The organism is Hyphomicrobium sp. CS1BSMeth3, from assembly GCF_900117415.1.
Taxonomy (GTDB): Bacteria; Pseudomonadota; Alphaproteobacteria; order Rhizobiales; family Hyphomicrobiaceae.
Map to the genome: position 1 here is coordinate 529944 of NZ_FPEI01000005.1, position 17059 is coordinate 547002.

Genomic DNA, 17059 nt, shown 5'->3' on the forward strand with positions numbered 1-17059 from the left:
GGAAAGATCCGTTCTCGCACGGAAGATACGTGCGGCGCACAAATCAACTCGGCCTTTCAAACCATTGATCATTGGGGCGCGGGCGCCTAATGCTGGCCACGACATCGCTTGCGCCCGGTTGCGGTGCAGCAGAAATTTCGCGGGAGAACGAGCATGAGTGTGGAGAAGGGCCTCAAGTATTTCATCAACGGTTCCTGGGCCGATCCGGTCGGTGCGACGGCGATCGACGTCATCAATCCCGCGACCGAGCAGCCCTTCGCCAAAGTAGCGCTCGGCACGAAGGCCGACGTGGACCGCGCCGTTGCCGCCGCGCGCGCGGCCTTCCCGGCATTTGCCGCAAGCTCGCGCGAGGAGCGCCTCGCCCTCCTCGAGAAGATCGCGGCGATCTACAAACGCCGCTTCGGCGAGATGGGCGAAACCATCAGCCGCGAGATGGGCGCGCCGCTCTCTTTCGCGACTCGCTTTCAGGCCGGCGCCGGCATGGGCCACTTCCGCACCATGCACGGCATTCTCAAGACCTATCCCTTCGAGGAAGCACACGGCGCGACGGAGATCCTGCGCGAGCCGATCGGCGTCGTCGGCATGATCACGCCGTGGAACTGGCCGGCGAACCAGATCTCCTGCAAGATTGCGGCGGCGCTGGCTGCAGGCTGCACGATGGTGCTCAAGCCTTCGGAAGTCGCGCCGTTCTCCGCCATTCTCATCGCCGAGATGCTGGAAGAAGCAGATGTGCCGGCTGGCGTCTTCAATCTCGTCCACGGCGACAGGGTCGTCGGCCAGGCCATGGCCGAGCATCCGCAGATCGACTGCATGTCGTTCACGGGCTCGACGGGCGCCGGCATCGACGTCGCCATTCGCGCGGCGCCGACGGTCAAGCGCGTCGGCCAGGAGCTCGGCGGCAAGTCGGCCAACATCCTGCTTGATGATGTCGACTGGTCGAAGGCCGTGACGGAAGGTGTGAAGCTCTGCTTCCGCAATTCCGGCCAGTCGTGCAATTCGCCGACGCGGATGCTCGTACCTGCGGAACGCATGGGCGAGGTCGCCGAGATCGCGAAGGCCGCAGCACTGAGCATGAAGGTCGGTGATCCGGCAGCGGCCGACAGCGAATTGGGACCGGTCGTCTCGGACCTGCAGTGGCGCAAGATCCAGGATCTCATCCAGTCCGGTATCTCGGAGGGCGCGACGCTCGTGACCGGCGGTCCCGGCAAACCCGAGGGCCTCAACCAGGGCTACTACGTGAAGCCGACCGTGTTCGCGGACGTGAAGCCGGACATGCGGATCGCGCGCGAGGAGATCTTCGGACCCGTGCTCTCGATCCTGCCCTACAAGGACGAGGCCGATGCCATCCGCATCGCCAACGACCACATGTTCGGCCTCGCCGGCTACGTCCACTCGTCCGATCGCGATCGGGCGAAGCGCGTCGCGCGGCAGGTGCGCGCCGGCATGGTGACGCTGAACATGGCAGCCGCCGACCCGGCTGCCCCCTTCGGCGGCTATCGCCAGTCCGGCAATGGCCGCGAATGGGGCCAGCACGGCATCGAGGAGTACCTCGAGATCAAGGCCGTCATGGGCTGGAACGCCGCCTGATCGCCCCTGCTAACCGGGACTGCTGGAAGACCTTGACGGGGGGCCATGCGCCCCCCTTATTGCTGCTCATGTCAGCCGGCCGGACGGTCGCTGCCGAGCGCCGCGCAAGCGATGCAAGGTGGAGGAAAGTCCGGGCTCCATGGATCGACGGTGGCGGCTAACGGCCGCCGGGGGCAACCCCAGGGAAAGTGCCACAGAAAGCAAACCGCCGAAGCGGGCTCGCCCGCGGCAGCAAGGGTGAAAGGGTGCGGTAAGAGCGCACCGCGCCTCTGGCAACAGAGGTGGCAGGGTAAACCCCACCGGGAGCAAAACCGAATAGGGGCGGCAGGACGCGACAGGTTCGCCTGTCACGTCGAGCGTGATCCACGCCGCTGCCCGGGTTGGTTGCACGAGGCGTCCAGCAATGGGCGCCCCAGATGAATGGCCGTCGCGGAGGGAAACCTCCAGACAGAACCCGGCTTACAGGCCGGCTGACATGATTTTTTCTTGCCGCGGGCTGCTGGGAAGGAGTGCTAACGCCTTCCAATGTGGTGCCATGCCCGCGGCGGCCATAGCGATAGTGGATCATTCGTAGCCACGGGGCTGCTGGGAAGGGGTGCTGTCGCCTTCCGCAGCTATGGCGCAGCAGATGGCCCGGCACGGCGTCAGCTCGGGCGGTGCTGCGGCTCGCCCGGCACCGTGTCCTCATCCCGAAGCCGCGAGCGCCTGATGGAACCCGTCCGCTCGAGGATCGGATAGGCCACCGACGCAATATGTGCCGCGATACGCTTCAGATCGCGCGTTATGTCGATGTGCAGCGAGCTCGTTTCGATGCTCTGCGGCTTGCCCTCTCTGAGCCGCCGCAGATGGTTGTCATTGGCCTCCTGCTCGAGATCGCGCATCCGATCCTTCTCCGCCATCAGCGCTCTCGCAGACTGGATGTCGCCGAGCACGAAGACGCTCGTCGCGAGATGGAGATTGTCCAGCAGGCAACGATGCATGTTGCTGATCTCCTCCAGGCCATCGTCGGAGAAGGTGAGCTTGCGCTTGATCTTCTTCGCGGCCAGCTCGCGCAGGTTCTTGTCCAGGATGTCACCGACGTGCTCGAGATTGATCGTGAACGCAAGGATGTCCGAGCAGCGATTCGCATCGACCTCACTGAGCCCGTCCTGACGGCTGATGGCCATCAGGTGCTGCTTGACGGCGTTGTGCAGCCGGTCGAGGTCATCGTCCATCTCCGCCAGCGTCGCAAGGAGCTTGCGGTCGTCGCTGCGCAGGGCCTCGAGGAACGTCGTGAGCATCGTCTGCACGATATCCACCATGCGCAGCACTTCGCGCGTCGCGTCCGCAAGCGCGAGGCTCGGCGACTTCACGACCGCGGCATCGAGGTACTGCGGCGCGCCAGGATCGGCAGCAGTCGGGCCGGGAGGGATCAGCTTCGCGCAGAGGCGCGCCAGCGGGTCCAGCAGTCCGATGAACACGACGGCCAGCGCCACATTGAAAAGCGTGTGAAAGTTGGCCACCTGACGGGCGGGGCTTGCATCCAGAGCCGCCATCGCATCGGCAAGCCACGGCAGCACCGGAATGGCGACCAGGCATCCCGCGCAGCGCACAATGAGATTGCCGAGCGCAAGCTGCCGCGCGGCCTTGTTCGTGCCGGCGGCGAAGTACTGCGGAATGACGTTGCCGAGATTGGCGCCGAGCACGAGCGCGATTGCCGCGACGGGCGCGACGATCTGGTGCTCCGCCAGCGTCATGATCAGCAGCACTGCCGCAATGCTCGAGTAGGCGGCCCACGTCAGCAGCGCGGCGAGCACGATGTCGATGATCGGGTCCGCCGACACGATCGCGAACAGATCGCGCAGCGCAGCCGTCTTTTCGACCGGCTCGATGGTCGAAACGATGAGATGCAGGGCGAGCAGGATGAGCCCGATGCCGATGGATACGCGCCCGAGATCGCGCGTGCGCGTTCTGCCGCCCCGATTGAAGGCGATGACGCCCGCCAGCATGAACAGCGGCGCCACGGCCGACACCTTGAAGCTCAACACCTGCACGATCAGCGTCGTGCCGACATTGGCGCCGAGCGTCACGGCAAGGGCCGGCACGATCGTCATGAAGCCGGCGGCGATGAAGCTCGTCGACATCAGCGCGGTTGCCGTGCTGCTCTGAAGAAGCGCGGTAATGCCCATACCGGCGAGAAACGCCTTCCAGCGGCTCTTGAGACCGGTCGCGAGGAACCGGCGCAGGTTGCCGCCGAAGGCGCGCACCATGCCCGTGTGCACCATGCGCATGCCCCACAGGAGGAGCGCAACGAAACCAGCAAGCTGGAGCAGTACGAAGGTGGCTGACATAACCCGCGCTCCTTGGTCCTGGCAGCGGCGAGCTGCCCCAAGCTATGAGCCAAGCAGGGGAATTTGGCCCCGTCCGACATGGGACGCAAGCCTAATATGACAGTTTTATGACAGTCTGTTCCGCAGGACGCCAACGCCCTTGCAGAACGTTCCGCGACAGGATCGGTTCAAGGGCGTTCAGCCGCGGACGTCACCGCCCGTCGCGCGCTTCACCTCGGCGATCACCTTCTTGGAAACGGCGTCGATTTCGGCGTCCGTCAGCGTCTTCTCCGTCGGCGAAAGCGTCACCTCGATGGCGAGCGACTTCTTGCCGGCGCCGAGCGCATCGCCTTCGAACAGGTCGAACACCCGGACGTTGGAAATCAGCGCCTTGTCGGCCGCAGAGGCCGCCTTAATGACATCGCCAGCGGCCACATCGCGATCCAGCAGGAAGGCGAAATCGCGTCTCACGGGCAGCAGATCAGCAGCCGCGAGTGGCGACCGCGCGCGTGCCTTCCTCTTCTCGGCCGGCAACGCGCTCACGAACACCTCGAAGGCCGAGGCCGGCCCCGTCACGTCGAGCGTCTTCAGCGTCGCGGGATGGATCTCGCCGAAGTGGGCGAGCACGACCTTCGGCCCGAGCCGTAGCGTACCCGAGCGGCCCGGATGGAACCATGCGGGGGCATCACGCGTGATCTGCGCGCGCGCCGGATCAATGCCGAGCGCCGCCAGCAGCGCCGCCGCGTCCGCCTTGACGTCGAAGACATCGGCGGGCTTTGCGGCACCATCCCAATGGCGGCCGTGCCCAATGAGTTGCGCTGCGCCGGCACGCACGCCGGACGCGAGCAGGAGCTGGTCCTCGGGCTTGTCGCCCTTATAGGCCTGCCCGACCTCGAAGAGCGCCACATCGGCAAAACCGCGATTGCGATTGCGCTGCGCCGCCGTCAGCAGGCCCGGGAGCAGGCTCGGCCGCATGGAGCTCATCTCGGTCGAGATGGGGTTCGCAAGCTCCAGCGCATCGCTGCCACCACCGAAGTGCTCGGCCCAGGCGCGCGGCGTGAACGACCATGTGATAGCCTCGACCATGCCCCGCGTCGCGAGGACGCGGCGCGCACGCCGGGCGCGCTTCTGCACGTCAGTCAGCACCGCGCGCGTGACGCCGTGCTGGCGTGGCATGGCGGCCGGCGGCACCTTGTCGAGACCGGCAATGCGCACGATCTCCTCGACGACGTCGGCCGCGCCATGGACATCCGGGCGCCACGTCGGCACCGTCACTTTGACGTTCTCGCCCGGGCCATCGATCTCGAAACCCAATGCGTTCAGCGTCTTGCGCGCATCGCTCGTCTTGAGATCGAGACCCGCAAGCTTCTTCACGCGCGAGAAGGCGAACGAGATCACGGTCTTCTTGATCGGCTCCTTGCCGGCAATCTTGGCGCGAGACGGCTCGCCGCCCGCGAAATCGAGCATGAGACGCGTGCCGAGGTCGAGCCCACCCTTGATGAAGGCCGGATCGACACCGCGCTCGAAGCGGTAGCGCGCATCCGTCTGCAGGCCGGCCTTGCGGCCCGTCGCGGCGGTCAGCAATGGATCGAAGTAGGCGCACTCGATCAGCACGTTCGTCGTCTCGTGCGTCGAGCCCGACTCTTCGCCCCCCATGATGCCGCCGAAGCCGAGCACGTGCTGCGTGTCGGCGATCACGCACATGCCGTCCTCGACAATGTGCTCCTTGCCGTCGAGACCCAGAAAGCGCTCGCCGTTGCGCCCGTTGCGCGCCCGGATGGCACCGATCACGCGGTCGGCATCGTAGACGTGCAGCGGACGGCCGCGGTCGATGCTCACATAGTTGGTCACGTCGACGACGGCATTGATGGGCCTGAGGCCGATCGCCTTCAATCGCTGCTGCACCCACGCGGGCGAATGGCCGTTCTTGATGCCGCGGATATAGCGGCCGGCGAACACCGGGCAGGCGTGCTTAAGCTCCGGCGGGAATTCGAGCAGGATATCGATCGGGCACTCGTACTTGCCTTCGACGCCGGGTGTCGGCAGCTCCGGCTTGAGCTTGCCGAGACCGCAGGCGGCGATGTCGCGCGCAATGCCGCGCACGCCCGTGCAGTCCGGCCGGTTCGGCGTGAGCTTGACCTCGATGACGGGATCATCGAGGCCCATGATGTCGACATACCGCTTGCCGACATCCTTCGCGTGGGCCTCGCCGAGGTCGATGATGCCCTCGTGATCCTCGGAAAGCTCGAGCTCGCGCTCGGAGACGAGCATGCCGTTCGAGACGACGCCGCGCACGGGGCGCTTGTCGAGCGTGATGCCCGTGCCGGGGATATAGCTGCCGAGCGGCGCGAACACGCCGATCATGCCTGTACGCGCGTTCGGCGCCCCGCAGACCACCTCGACGACACCCGAGCCGGTATCGACCTGACAGACGCGCAGCTTGTCGGCGTTGGGATGCGGCTTGGCATCGACCACGCGCGCGATGACGAACGGGCTCAGCGCCTTGGCCGGCTCCTCGACGCCTTCGACCTCGAGGCCGATGATCGACAGGCGGTCGACGATCTCATCCAGCGGGGTGGTCGTGTCCAGGTGGTCCCGGAGCCAGTTGAACGTGAATTTCATGAACGGGTCTCGCAATGAGGCGCGGCCGCCGGGGTCTGCCGGCGGCGCCACTCATGGAACGATTTCAAGGGAATTTCAACCGCACGGGCAGGCGGCGGCGCCATCCGGGTGCCGCCCGGCCTGCCACTTGATGCCCTCCGAGCCCGATGGGGCGGGGAGGGCGGCGGCTCGGCGCTATTTTGGCGCGAGCACCATGACCATCTGGCGGCCTTCGAGGCGCGGCTCAGACTCGACCTTGCTGATCTCCTGGACCTCGGCCTTGACCCGCTGGAGCACGGCCATGCCGAGCTGCTGGTGGGCCATCTCGCGGCCACGGAAACGCAGGGTCACCTTGACCTTGTCCCCTTCCTCGAAGAAGCGCTTGATGGCGCGCATCTTCACGTCGTAGTCGTGATCATCGATGCTGGGACGCATCTTGATCTCTTTGATCTCGACGATTTTCTGCTTCTTGCGGGCCTCGGCCTGCTTCTTCTGCTCCTGGAACTTGAACTTGCCATAGTCCAGGATCTTCGCGACCGGGGGTACGGCGTCGGGCGACACCTCGACGAGGTCGAGCCCGGCTTCCTCTGCCTTGCGGAGCGCATCGAGCGTCTCGACAACGCCAATGTTCTCCCCATCCGCATCGATCAGGCGTACTGTTCGCGAGCGGATGGAATCATTGATTCTGGGGCCGGATGGTTCGCGCTCCGGGCCTGCGCGCATTGGACGGCGTATGTTGCATCTCCTGAAATTGGCCGAACGATCAAAATTTGAGGAACCTGCCCGAGTATATCGTGTCACCCCGGCCGCAGGCGACAACTCGACGCAGAAACGGCACTAGAGAAGGGCGATTTTCCGACGCCTGTCAAGCGGGCGCAGGGACTTCGACGGTGACAGTTGCATGAGCCGCAGGGCAGCCGCTCCCTGAGCGCTTCATCGCCTGCGTGCCCGCGCGGAAAGGCCGACTTTTGCAGTCGGGACTTGTCTCCGGCGGATGATTAACTCACTCTGTCCGGACATCTGCTCAGGCCATACCCGGCCAACGCCGGCAACCATAGACGAGCGGCAGCCCATGCCGCCGGACGAGGAGACGCAGGACCGCCGATAGCGGCACAGCCAGCCCGTATGGAGCGCCCCCCATGAAGCTGATGTGGTTCCACCTCATGCCATACACCGAGCTCCCCGATGACTTCCGGGACAAGCATCCCTCGGTGTGGGTCGACATCCATTCCTCGCTCTTCGACCCCAAGCGCGCCCACCATATGTACAACGACTTCATGGACGAGATGGAGTTCGCGGCGGACTGCGGCTTCGATGCCATCTGCTGCAACGAGCACCACTCGAACGGCTATGGCCTCATGCCCTCGCCGAACTTGATCGCGACGGCGCTCGCGCGACGCACGACCGACACGGCGATCTGCGTGATGGGCAACAGCCTCGCGCTCTACAATCCGCCGACGCGCGTCGCGGAAGAATTCGCGATGATCGACTGCATCTCGGGTGGTCGCCTCATCGCCGGCTTTCCCGTCGGCACGCCCATGGACACGACCTTCGCCTACGGTCAGAACCCCTCGATGCTGCGCGAGCGCTATCTCGAAGCGCACGATCTCGTGATGCGCGCCTGGCAAGAGAAGGACACGTTCGCCTTCAACGGTCGCTTCAATCAGCAGCGTTACGTGAACATCTGGCCGCGCCCCGTGCAGCAGCCGCATCCGCCAGTGTGGATTCCCGGTGGCGGCTCCGTCGAGACGTGGCGGTGGTGCGCGGAGATGGACTACGTCTACTGCTATCTCTCCTACTACGGCTACAAGGCCGGGCAGGCGACGATGCAGGGCTTCTGGAGCGAGATGGATCGGCTCGGCAAGGACCGCAATCCCTACCGCGCGGGCTTCCTCCAGTTCGTCGGCGTCGCCGAGAGCCGCTCCGAAGCCATGGAGCGCTACGCGGAAGCCGCCGAGTACTTCTACGGCCGCTGCCTGCACGTCGATCCGCGCTTTGCTTCCCCGCCCGGCTACAACACCGAGGCGACGATGCGCGCGGGCCTCGAAAGCCAGGTAAAACGTGCCGCGGAAGAGGCTGCCCGCGCGCAAAGCGAGAGTGCGCAGCCGGGCCACAACAAGCCCAAGGACCAGCTCGCCGGCGTCACGACGGGCACCACCGCCGGCACGCGCTTCAACATGGTCGCGCGCAATATGGAGGACATCGTCGAGCGCGGCTATGTCGTCGTCGGCTCGCCGAAGGACGTGGCGGAGCAGCTCGAATACGTCGCAAAGACGCTCAACGTCGGGCACTTCATGCTGCTTCTCCAGTACGGCAACATGTCCAAGGAGCTGACGAAGTACAATACGAAGCTCTTTGCCGAGCAGGTCATGCCGAAGCTGAAGCCTTTGTTCTCGGAGTGGGAGGACAAGTGGTGGCCGAAGCCCATGGAGAAGTCCGCGCGCGCCGCGCTGCCGGCATTCCGACCAGCGGCCGCGGAGTAGAGGCGAGCGCCGGTGGCATCATGGAGCGCGTGCTCATACTCGGCAGCCCCGGCGCTGGCAAAACAACGTTTGCCAGGCGATTGGCCGAGCGCTCGGGGCTACCGCTAGTCCATCTCGATAAGCACTTCTGGCAGCCCGGCTGGGTCGAGTCGTCCCCCGACGAATGGCAGCGGACCGTCGAGAAACTGGTGCAGCAGCCGCGCTGGATCATGGATGGCGACTACAGCCGGACGCTCGGCCTGCGCCTCCAGCGCGCCGATACGGCCTTTCTGCTGGACACGCCGCGCTGGCTGAATTTGACGCGCGTCATGCGGCGCGTTGCAATCGGCTATGGGCGCACGCGTCCCGACCTTGCGGATGGATGCCCGGAGCGCCTTGACTGGGAATTCCTGCAGTACGTCTGGAACTACCCGAGGAAACTCCGCCCGCGAATTGCAGCGATGCTGGAGGAATATGGCGGAAAGGTCGTCACGTTCCGGAGCAGCCGGGAGATCGACAAGTACCTCGCCGAGTACGCTCCACGGACACGCGTTTAAGGTACGCCCCCTACGTCGCTGCCGCCGCGCGCTCCATGAGCGCGACCAAGCCCTGCAGCAGCGCCGTCGGCGTCGGAGGGCACCCGCGGATGTGCAGATCGACCGGGACCACGGCCTCGACACTGCCGATATTGGCATAGCCGCCAAAGAAGCCGCTGCCGCACGCGCAATCACCCGCAGCCACGACCCACTTCGGATTGGGCGTGGCGTTGTAGGTTCGCTCCAGCGCCTCGCGCATGTTCTTGGTCACAGGTCCCGTGACGAGCAGAACATCCGCATGTCGCGGTGACGCGACGAAGCGCAGGCCGAAGCGCTCGAGGTCGTAGTAGACATTGCTGAGCGCGTGGATCTCCAGCTCGCAGGCATTGCACGAGCCGGCATCCACCTGACGGATCGACAGGCTGTGGCCGAGCACACGGCGGGCCGATTTCTGCAACCGCTCGGCCAGCTCGGCGAGCATGGCGTCGTCATCGCCGGGCCGTGCCTCGGTGAGTGGCGTCTTCAGCAATCCCTCGATGAGCAGTCGGCGCATGAGGCAGCCTCAGAGATCGTGCCCCGAGTAGGAGCAGTTGAACGACTTGTTGCAGATGGGGAAGTCCGCGACGATGTTGCCTTCGATCGCAGCCTCGAGCAGCGGCCACTGCAGCCATGAGGGATCGCGAATGTAGGCGTTGGCGATCGTGCCACCCGCACCGAGCCGGACCCAGGCGAGTACATCCCCGCGGAATCCCTCGACGAGCATCGTTGCTTCCTTTCCGGCTGCATCGGCAATCGCGCTCTCCACCGAGATGGCGATCGCTCCTTCCGGCAGCTTCTCCAGGCACTGCTCGATGATCGAGAGACTTTGCGTGATCTCCTCGATGCGGATCCAGACACGAGCATCGACATCGCCCGCGGTTCGCGCCGGCACGTCGAAACGCAGCATGTCGTAAGGCGGATAGACGACATCACGGCGCGTATCGAACGCGCGGCCCGAGGCGCGGCCGACATAACCGCCGGCACCGTACTGCCGTGCCAGATCAGGCTTCAAAATACCCGTCGTGACCGTGCGATCCTGCAGTGAGGCCGTACGATCATAGATCCTCACCAGCTCGGGCAAATGCTGACGAATGTAGGCGATGAGCGCTCTGATATTGGCCGCACCTGCTTCACCGAGATCGCGCGCGACGCCGCCCGGCACCACGCGATCCATCATCAGGCGATGACCAAAGGCCGCGTTGGAGCACCGGAGGACCTGCTCGCGCAGCGCGCCGCAATGGGCATGGATCAGCGAGAAGGAAGCATCATTGCAGATGGCGCCGAAATCACCCAGGTGATTGGCGACGCGTTCCAGCTCGGCCATGACCGCACGCAAGATCTGCGCGCGCGGCGGCGCTTCGACGCCGGCTGCCGCCTCGACGGCGCGGGCGAACGCGAGCGCAATGGCGACCGTGCTGTCGCCCGATACGCGCCCCGCGAGTTGAACGGCACGCGCGAGTGGCGCCCCGCGCATCAAGCCTTCGATGCCCTTGTGCACATAGCCGAGCCGCTCTTCGAGCCGCACGACCGTCTCGCCATTGGCATGAAAGCGGAAGTGTCCCGGCTCGATGATACCCGCGTGCACCGGCCCGACCGGGATCTGGTGCAAGGGCGGCCCCTCGGCCGGAAGGAAAGTGTACGGCAGGCCCTCTGCAGCACACGCCTGCGCGGCCCCGAGCGGATGGCGCACGCCCCAGCGTCCATGATCTGGCCAGGGCCGCGTATCGGTCGCGTCCTCGGCAATGAGCCCATAGAGATCGACGATCGCGCGCTCGAAGCGCACGGCCGGAGGATGCGTCCGCCCGACGGACGGGAAGCGCCCGTTCGTGCAAGCGAGGCTCGCGATGCTGACCTCGCCGGCTGCTTCGTCGAGCACGGCCATGTGCACCTCGCGACCGTCACTCCACAGCGCAAGCAGTGTCGCATGTCCCTGCGCGACTTCGAGGGCGGCGCGCCACCACACCTCGCGATCGACCACGACGCGTGGCCATGGCCGATGTGCCTCCACCGGCGTTCCGAGTTCGAGAAGGGTCGCTCGATAGCTCATGTCCAGCGCCTCCCTCAACCCAGCAGCCGCGCGACGTTCTGGAACCAGACAACGAGCGGCCCCGGCAGATAGATGCCGGCCCCGACGACCAGTGCCAGATGCGAGTAGAGCGGCACATAAGAGGCCTCGACCGGCGCCATGCCGCCAGTCGGCTCACCGAAGGCGACCTCCGTCAACCGCAGCATGAGCGCGCCGAAAGCCACGAGCAGGCCGAACACCAGCGGCACCGCCAGCAGCGGCTCGCGCGCGAACGTCGAGCTGACCACGAGGAACTCGCTCATGAAGATACCAAGCGGCGGCAGCCCCGCAATGGCGACGACACCGATGACCAGGCCCCAGCCGAGTACCGGGTGGCTCTCCGTCAGGCCGCGGATCTCTGCCAGGCGCTGCGTGCCCTTGACCTGCGCGATGTGACCGACCGCGAAGAAGATCGCCGATTTGGTCAGGCTGTGCATGGTCATGTGCAGCAGCCCGGCAAAGTTCGCCAGCGGTCCGCCCATGCCGAAGGCGAACGTGATGATGCCCATGTGCTCGATGGAGGAATAGGCAAACATGCGCTTGATGTCGCGACGGCGGTACAGCATGAACGCCGCGAAGATCAGCGACACGAGCCCAAGCACCACCATCAGCGGCCCTGGAGCGATGGCGCCAGGATTGGCGCTGAGCAGCATCTTGAAGCGCAGCACGGCATAGAGCGCGACATTGAGCAGGAGCCCCGAGAGCACGGCCGAGATCGGCGTCGGGCCTTCGGCGTGCGCGTCCGGCAGCCAGGCATGGAGCGGCGCAAGGCCCACCTTTGTGCCATAGCCGAGCATGAGGAAGACGAAGGCGACATTGAGCAGGTCGGGGCTCAATAGATGCGCCTTGGTAACGAGCGTCGTCCACACCATGGAGTCGTAGCCCTCGCCGATGACCGGCTGCGCGGCCATGTAGACGAGGATCGTGCCGAAGAGCGCGAGCGCAATGCCGACGCTGCCGAGGATGAAGTATTTCCACGCGGCTTCGAGCGCCGCGTGCGTGCGGTACATGCCGACCATGACCACCGTCGACATGGTTGCGAGCTCGACCGCCACCCACATGAGGCCGATGTTGTTGGCCAGCAGCGCGAGGTTCATCGAGAACATCAGCGCCTGGTACATGGCGTGATAGAAGCGCTGGTTCGCCGGCGTGAGGCGCCCGATCTCCAGCTCGTGGCCGATGTAGCTCGCACTGAACACGCTCGTCGTGAAGCCGACGAACGTGCCGAGCACGATGAAGACCACATTGAGGTCATCGACGAAGAGATAACGGCCCATCGGCGGCCGCTCGACGAGGAGGTAGAGCGCAGAGAGCAGCGTCGCAAACGTGAGCAGAACATTGAGCCGCGCGCCGAGCCGGTAGAAGGGCAGCACGGCAAGCAGAGCCACGCCAAACAGCGGGATCAACAGGACAGCCATCGTCGGATCGAATGGCAGCGGAAAGGGCGGCACCGCGATCATCGCCGCTCTCCGCGATAGTCATCGAGCACCTGCAGCTCCACGGAGTCGAAGCGCTCGCGGATGCGGAACAAGAAGACGCCGATGACGATGAACGCGACGAGGACCGAGAAGGCGACGCTGATCTCGACCACCAGCGGCATGCCTTTCGCGCCGGCCGCCGCCAGGATGAGCCCGTTTTCGACCGACATGAAGCCGACGATCTGGCTCACGGCATTGCGCCGCGTCACCATGATGAGCATCCCGAGCAGCACCACCGAGAGCGCAAACGCCAGATCCTCGCGGGTGAGCGGATCGGCAGCAGCCATCGCCTTCATCATCACGACCATGGAGAGCGCGACGCAGCCCATGCCGGCGAGCATGGTCAGGCTGATACCGCCGACAGTCTCGATGGAGCGATGAATGCCGAGACGCACGACGACACGGCTCAGCGCATAGGGAATGATGATTGCCTTGAGGATGAGCGCGATCGCCGCGGTGATGTAGAGATGCGGGGCGTGCTGGACGTGCGCCTGCCACCCCACGGCCAGCGTCAGCACGAAAGCCTGAAGGGCGAAGACTACCAGGAGGCTCGACATGCGCGTCTGATAGAGCAGCATGAAGCTCGTCAGCACGAGGCCGCCGGCCAGCAGATGCGCAACGTCGAGGAAGAAGCGTTCCATCAGAATGTCCTCGAGACGAAGAGCAGGAGCGTGCCGAGCAGCCCGAGCATGAGCGCCGCGCCGAGGAACTCCGGCACGCGGAAGACGCGCATCTTGGCGATCGATGTCTCGAAGGCGACCAGGAGAAAGCCTCCGGCCGCGAGCTTCGCGAGATAGGTCACGGCGCCGAGCGCATAGGCGGCAGGGCTCGGCTCCCCGCTCGCAATGCCCCAGGGAAAGAAAATGCAGCCGACGAGCGACACGTAGAGGAGCAGCTTGAGCGCTGCCGCAAGCTCGATGACGGCAAGATGGCGGCCCGAATACTCGAGAACCATCGCCTCGTGGACCATAGTCAGCTCGAGATGCGTCGCCGGATTGTCGACCGGGATGCGGGCATTCTCCGCGAGCGCGACAATGACGAGCGCCACGAGCGCCAGACCGAGCGAAACCCGCAGGCTCGCGTGCTCCTGCATGAAGATCGCGATGTGCGAGAGCTGTGTCGAGCCGGCCACGAGCGCGACGACGAAGACGATCATGATCATCGCCGGCTCGGCGAGCGAGGCGAACATCATCTCGCGGCTCGAGCCAATACCGCCGAAGCTCGTGCCCACATCCATGCCGACGAGCGCGAGGAAGACGCGCGCGCTCCCAAGCAGGGCGGCGATCGCGATCAGGTCCGCTGTCCAGCTGAAATGCAGGCCCGTCGCGAATGTGGGAACGAGCGCAGCCGCCACCCAGGTCGCGGCGAAGATCATGTAGGGCGCGCTGCGGAACAGCCACGAGGCATTCTCGGCGAGCACGACTTCCTTGCGGGACAGGCGAAGGAGATCGCGGTAGGGCTGCAGCAGCGGAGGGCCTTGGCGGCGCAGGAGCCGCGCCTTGACCTTGCGCGTAAAGCCGAGCAGCAGCGGCGCCAGCGCGAGCACGGCCAGCATCTGCACGCCCTGCACGGCGAGATCGAGGATCAGGACCATATGGCGCCCCCCAGGAGCAGGATGATAAGTGCGGCGAAGACGAGGCTCAGGTAGCGGCGGATCGTCAGGAACTGCAGGTGATTGAGCTGCTCGGCCGCATAGGAGATGAAGCTGCTGAGCGGCGCATAGGCCACTTCCCAAATCGGATCGCGCACGGTGACGGTGAGACGCGCCGGGCGCGGATCACCGGGCGGCGGCATGTCCACCGTGTCGCGCGCCATGAGCACATTCTCGCCGAAGACGCGGCGAACGGGCTGAGCGAAACTGTCGGCCGTGTACTGCGTCGCCGGATCGCTGTTCGGGAAACCACAATCCCAGGCGGGTGCGCGCCGCAGCGCGTCACTCGCAAAGCGATGGATGAACTGGATGGCGACGAGCGTCGACACCGTGATGAAGATGAAGACAAGGAGGCCGTTGTAGGAGCTGCGGCTCTCGGCAATGGGCACGATCGACCACCCGGGAATGGTGGACTGGGCCGGCATGCTCTGGCCGATCTGGCCGGCAACAGTCGGCGCGATCGCGTCGATCAGCAGGCCGGGAAGCACGCCGGCAATCAGACATAGAGCGAGCAGCACGAACATGCTGGCACGCGAGGCGGTATCGACCTCGGCAGCCTTAGCGGCCTCTGGCGTGCGCGGCCGGCCAAGGAAGGCAATGCCGAAAGCGCGCACGAAACAGGCTGCCGACAGTGCTGCCGCAAGGGCCAGCATGGCGCCGACGGCCGGCACGGAGAGCTTCAGCCCCCATTGCGGCAGGTCCGGGCTCAGCAGCACGGCCTGGAACATCAGCCACTCCGAGACGAAGCCGTTGAGCGGCGGCAGCGCGGAGATGGCGAGCACGCCGCCGAGGAACACGAAGGCTGTCTGCGGCATCCTCAGAATGAGCCCGCCGAGCTTCTCGATGTCGCGCGCGCCCGTCGCGGTGAGCACGGCGCCAGCGCCGAAGAACATGAGGCTCTTGAAGAGCGAATGGTTGAAGGCATGGAAGAGCGCCGCCGTGAATGCGAGCGCGGCCGGCCCGGCCATGTTGTTGGCCATGAAGGCCAGCGCGAGACCGAGGCCGATAAACACGATGCCGACGTTCTCGACTGTGCTGTAGGCGAGAAGGCGCTTCAAGTCGCGCTGCATGAGCGCATAGAGAACGCCGAGCACAGCCGTGCTGCTCGCCAGTCCCAGAACCGGAAGGCTCCACCACCAGCTCGGCGGCCCGAGCAGGTCGAAGACAATGCGGATGAACCCGTAGATCGCGACCTTGGTCATCACGCCGCTCATGAGCGCGGAGACGTGGCTCGGCGCCGCCGGATGCGCGAGCGGCAGCCACACGTGCAGCGGCACGAGGCCGGCCTTCGAGCCGGCACCGACCAGCGCCAGCACGAGCACGAGCCCTTCGAGCCAACCGGCGTGCGTCATGCCGCGGATGTCGCCGAAAGCGTACTGACCGCTCGGACCTGCGAGCAGCCCGAAGGCCAACAGCAGCGCGAACGTCCCGAAGCTCGCCATGAGAATATAGATGTAGCCCGCCCTCGCGTTCTCGCGGTCATGGTGGTGCGCGAGCACGAGCGCCCAGGAGGAAAGCGACATGAACTCCCAGGCGACAAGGAAGGTAAAGGCGTCGTCGGCCACGAGCACGAGGTTCATGCCGGCCAGAAACACCGGATAGAACGGCAGCACGCGCCCGGGCGCTTCCTCATGCCGGCCATAGCCGAGCGCGTAGAGGCTCGCCGCGGCGGCGCCGAGATTGATGACGATCTGGAAGAAGGCCGTGAGCGCGTCGATGCGGAAACGCGCGCCGAGCCAGGGGAGGCCAATGGGCAACGTCAGATGCTGGGCCGGCTGGCGGCCGAGCAGGCTCGTCCCTGCCAGCGCGAGCAGCAGAAGGCTCACCGCGAGACAAATGCCATAGATCAGCGCCGTCGCCGATGGGCGACGGTGGGCGGCAATCGCCAGCGTTGCCGTCCCGAGCAGGACGGCTATGGCCGCAAGAGTGGCCGAAACAGCCATGTGTAGTCGCCCCCCTGCACCCACGAAGCGATGCAGAAATGCACTGGCAACGTCCTCTCCATCCTCACCGCACAGCCAGCAGGATGCCCGCTCCGCGAGATGCCGGAGCCTCAATCCATGGTGGCTTGGTGGCGCGTTCGGATGACAGCCGGTCCCGCATCAAAAGACAAGACGCTGCGGGCGGACAATATTCGTTGCGTCGGTCAAAGTCTGCATAACCGGCCGCATAAAGCAACCGTCATTGCTGCGCCTTTTTGCCCGGGCAGCCGAGCCGATCGAGCGCAGGGCAGCCATCACATCGGGCCGCGCCGACGGGACTTGCGCCGTGCGCGGACTTCCCACAATCTTTCGGCAACAAGCGAGAATGAACACGAGCGGCAAAACACCG

At 65.5% G+C, this 17059-nt stretch carries 12 protein-coding genes and 1 other RNA gene; 4 read left to right on the forward strand and 9 right to left on the reverse strand.

Annotated features, from left to right (window positions below):
* Positions 1–159: 159 nt before the first annotated feature.
* Together CS1BSM3_RS11670 and rnpB are read left to right on the forward strand one after the other, a co-directional pair.
* Positions 160–1587: an aldehyde dehydrogenase family protein gene (locus CS1BSM3_RS11670; protein WP_143149222.1), complete on the forward strand. Its 1428-nt coding sequence runs from the start codon at positions 160–162 to the stop codon at positions 1585–1587.
* 71 nt (positions 1588–1658) lie between these two features.
* An RNA gene (gene rnpB, locus CS1BSM3_RS11675) (RNase P RNA component class A) lies at positions 1659–2065 on the forward strand.
* Positions 2066–2231: 166 nt separating this feature from the next.
* Here rnpB and CS1BSM3_RS11680 read toward each other — a convergent pair.
* The 3 genes from CS1BSM3_RS11680 to infC all read right to left on the reverse strand — a co-directional run bounded on the left by CS1BSM3_RS11680 (position 2232) and on the right by infC (position 7220).
* The gene (locus tag CS1BSM3_RS11680) at positions 2232–3917 is read right to left on the reverse strand and encodes a Na/Pi cotransporter family protein (protein WP_072387264.1); all 1686 of its coding nucleotides are present in this window, start codon (positions 3915–3917) and stop codon (positions 2232–2234) included.
* Positions 3918–4094: 177 nt separating this feature from the next.
* A complete protein-coding gene (pheT, locus tag CS1BSM3_RS11685) occupies positions 4095–6518 on the reverse strand; it encodes a phenylalanine--tRNA ligase subunit beta (protein ID WP_072387265.1) in 2424 nt (807 codons plus the stop codon).
* Positions 6519–6692: 174 nt separating this feature from the next.
* Positions 6693–7220 carry a translation initiation factor IF-3 gene (infC, locus tag CS1BSM3_RS11690; RefSeq protein ID WP_072387266.1) on the reverse strand — a complete coding sequence of 176 codons (528 nt, stop codon included), beginning with the start codon at positions 7218–7220 and terminating at the stop codon, positions 6693–6695.
* Positions 7221–7636: 416 nt separating this feature from the next.
* Between infC and CS1BSM3_RS11695 the strand changes: the two genes are divergently transcribed.
* Together CS1BSM3_RS11695 and CS1BSM3_RS11700 are read left to right on the forward strand one after the other, a co-directional pair.
* On the forward strand, positions 7637–8980 hold the full coding sequence (locus CS1BSM3_RS11695) for an LLM class flavin-dependent oxidoreductase (RefSeq protein WP_072387267.1): 1344 nt from the start codon (positions 7637–7639) through the stop codon (positions 8978–8980).
* Positions 8911–9516: an AAA family ATPase gene (locus CS1BSM3_RS11700; protein ID WP_210188770.1), complete on the forward strand. Its 606-nt coding sequence runs from the start codon at positions 8911–8913 to the stop codon at positions 9514–9516. The genes CS1BSM3_RS11695 and CS1BSM3_RS11700 overlap by 70 nt, the downstream gene beginning before the upstream one ends.
* A 10-nt stretch (positions 9517–9526) precedes the next feature.
* On the opposite strand, the gene CS1BSM3_RS11705 is transcribed toward CS1BSM3_RS11700, so the two are convergent.
* Genes CS1BSM3_RS11705 through hyfB form a run of 6 tightly spaced genes read right to left on the reverse strand, consistent with a single transcriptional unit; the run spans position 9527 to position 16671 of the window.
* Positions 9527–10048 carry an NADH-quinone oxidoreductase subunit B family protein gene (locus CS1BSM3_RS11705; RefSeq protein WP_072387268.1) on the reverse strand — a complete coding sequence of 174 codons (522 nt, stop codon included), beginning with the start codon at positions 10046–10048 and terminating at the stop codon, positions 9527–9529.
* Between the two features lie 9 nt (positions 10049–10057).
* A complete protein-coding gene (locus CS1BSM3_RS11710; RefSeq protein ID WP_072387269.1) occupies positions 10058–11581 on the reverse strand; it encodes a hydrogenase large subunit in 1524 nt (507 codons plus the stop codon).
* Positions 11582–11595: 14 nt separating this feature from the next.
* Entirely contained in the window at positions 11596–13059 is a 1464-nt protein-coding gene (locus CS1BSM3_RS11715; protein ID WP_072387270.1) for a hydrogenase 4 subunit F, read from the reverse strand.
* Positions 13056–13718: a hydrogenase-4 component E gene (locus tag CS1BSM3_RS11720; protein ID WP_072387271.1), complete on the reverse strand. Its 663-nt coding sequence runs from the start codon at positions 13716–13718 to the stop codon at positions 13056–13058. Before CS1BSM3_RS11720 ends, CS1BSM3_RS11715 begins: the two co-directional genes overlap by 4 nt.
* A complete protein-coding gene (locus tag CS1BSM3_RS11725) occupies positions 13718–14671 on the reverse strand; it encodes a respiratory chain complex I subunit 1 family protein (protein ID WP_072387272.1) in 954 nt (317 codons plus the stop codon). The genes CS1BSM3_RS11720 and CS1BSM3_RS11725 overlap by 1 nt, the downstream gene beginning before the upstream one ends.
* Positions 14662–16671 (reverse strand): hydrogenase 4 subunit B, encoded by a 2010-nt coding sequence (hyfB, locus tag CS1BSM3_RS11730; protein ID WP_072387273.1) that lies wholly within the window; start codon positions 16669–16671, stop codon positions 14662–14664. Before hyfB ends, CS1BSM3_RS11725 begins: the two co-directional genes overlap by 10 nt.
* Positions 16672–17059: the final 388 nt, after the last annotated feature.